Annotated in this window: 3 protein-coding genes; 2 read left to right on the forward strand and 1 reads right to left on the reverse strand. The window is 46.1% G+C overall.

The window, feature by feature from the left end; all coding sequences use genetic code 11:
• A partial coding sequence (locus Q8K48_06350) for a zinc finger domain-containing protein (protein MDP1852020.1) occupies nucleotides 1–453 on the forward strand: 453 nt, incomplete at its 5' end.
• Nucleotides 454–456: 3 nt separating this feature from the next.
• On the opposite strand, the gene Q8K48_06355 is transcribed toward Q8K48_06350, so the two are convergent.
• Nucleotides 457–1,143 (reverse strand): TetR/AcrR family transcriptional regulator, encoded by a 687-nt coding sequence (locus Q8K48_06355; protein MDP1852021.1) that lies wholly within the window; start codon nucleotides 1,141–1,143, stop codon nucleotides 457–459.
• Between the two features lie 50 nt (nucleotides 1,144–1,193).
• Here Q8K48_06355 and Q8K48_06360 point away from each other — a divergent pair.
• The coding region (locus tag Q8K48_06360; protein MDP1852022.1) for an NAD(P)-dependent alcohol dehydrogenase at nucleotides 1,194–2,030 on the forward strand (837 nt) is incomplete at its 3' end.

Here is a 2,030-nt window from a genome sequence, read left to right on the forward strand (position 1 = left end):
ACCTCCGTGGCCCACATTGGACTAGATCCCTTCGACCCAGGATTCGACAGAGCCATGACAATAGGAAAATATGCGAAACGAAATGTGAAAATTAAAACCGCTCTGCTTAGCCAAGGAATTATGAGTGGGGTTGGCAATATCTACGCCGATGAGGCGCTCTGGCGCGCAAAGCTCCATCCCGAAACGCTCACTAGCCAGATGTCGCTAAAGAAAATCGAGATAGTAATAAATAGCGCAATCGAAGTAATGAGCGAGGCGATCTTACAAGGAGGCACATCTTTTGATGATCTTTACATCAACGTCAATGGCGAGAGCGGCTTCTTTGAGCAATCTCTAGCCGCTTATGGACAGAGTGGTCGGCCATGTCCTCGCTGCGGTACGCCGATCATGCGAATTATTGTGGGGCAACGTTCTTCGCATTTTTGCCCACGTTGTCAACGCAAGAGGGGCTAAGCGTTAGAGCTTCACCGCCGACTTATCGCGCACCCTTTCGAGTCCGTCTAATAATAAATCGAGAACAAATTCAAACTCTATTTGGTGATCGTGGGTGGCTTCGCGAATAATTTCACTTGCGTATGGAAACTTGTCTACCATCTGTTGCATATATATGGCGGCTATTTCGGGGCCGAAAGATTGTAAGCCATCTTTGAGACCGATTTCTTGAAGGCTAGAGCCATACACGTGATTATCTACTGCATGCAACGCATGGTGCGTAAGTTGAGGCGAAAATCCCGCTCTTCGAAACACGCCCATCATTGTTTCTGCATACACTATTGATTCACTTCCAATATTTGGGCGAGACATACTAAGGCCGCATGCCCATGGATGTTTCCAGAGAACTTTGTGGGCCGAGAGTGAACTGCGACGCACAGATTCTTTCCATTCAACGTTTTTCTTGGGCTTTTCAAAGAGGCTAACAATGAAATCACACATCGCATCAAGGAGCTCTTCCTTATTGGCTATGTAGTTATAAAGCGACATGGCTTTGACATCTAGTTCTAAGCCGAGCTTTCGCATACTTAAAGAATCAATTCCATCGCGATCAGCGATAGCAACGGCAGCTTTCACAATGCGCTTCCTACTCAAATTTTCGCGAATTTTAAGTTTTGGAGCGGCTTTTGAATTTGACAATCGTTTTGGCATAGGTGTACCTTACACCATAAGCGTACAGTGTAAGTCAATGGGGGAGAGAAATGAAGTCAGTTACATACAAAAAATACGGCTCGGCCGAGGTTTTAGAGATCTCAGAGGTAGATGTTCCGACGATTACCGAAAATCAGGTACTAGTGAAAGTCCAAGCGGTCTCCATCAATCCTGCAGACTGGCACTTCATGCGGGGGACGCCTTATTTAGTTCGGCTGCAAAGTGGTCTGTTAAAACCCAAGAAAGGCAGTTTCGGGCTAGATATGGCCGGGATTGTGGAAACCGTGGGAGCAAAGGTTTCAGAGTTCAAAGTTGGCGATGAGGTCTATGGAGAAAGCATGGGAGCGCTATCGGATTTCGCGGTATTTGGTAAAAATTCATTAGCTTTGAAGCCTGCGAGTTTGAATTACGAAGAGGCAGCTGCTGTACCGATGGCAGGTTTTACTGCCATCCAAGCTCTGCGCGATAAAGCCGGAGTCAAGGCTGGTCAGAGAGTTTTGATTGTTGGCGCATCAGGCGGGGTAGGAACTTTTGCAGTTCAGATTGCTAAAGCATTTGGTGCCAACGTTACTGGTGTGTGCAGCACGGTAAATGTTGACATGGTGAAATCAATCGGTGCCGATCGAGTTATAGATTATAAAAAGGAAGATTTCTTTACAGGTGTAGATAAGTACGACGTTATTGTTCAGACGGCTGGTAACTACACATTGAAGCAGCTTCGTGCGGCGTTAAAATCCGATGGAACACTGGTTCAAGCCGGAGATTCAAGTGGGGTGAAGGCTGTCATTGGAATGGGATTTGTTTTTGGAATGCTCAAAACGCTAGTGATATCTAAGATGTCTAAACAGAAGATACCGGCATTTTTAGCAAAGCGAAGTAAGTCAGAT

The sequence above is a fragment of the Candidatus Planktophila sp. genome (assembly GCA_030681675.1).
GTDB lineage: Bacteria > Actinomycetota > Actinomycetes > Nanopelagicales > Nanopelagicaceae > Planktophila.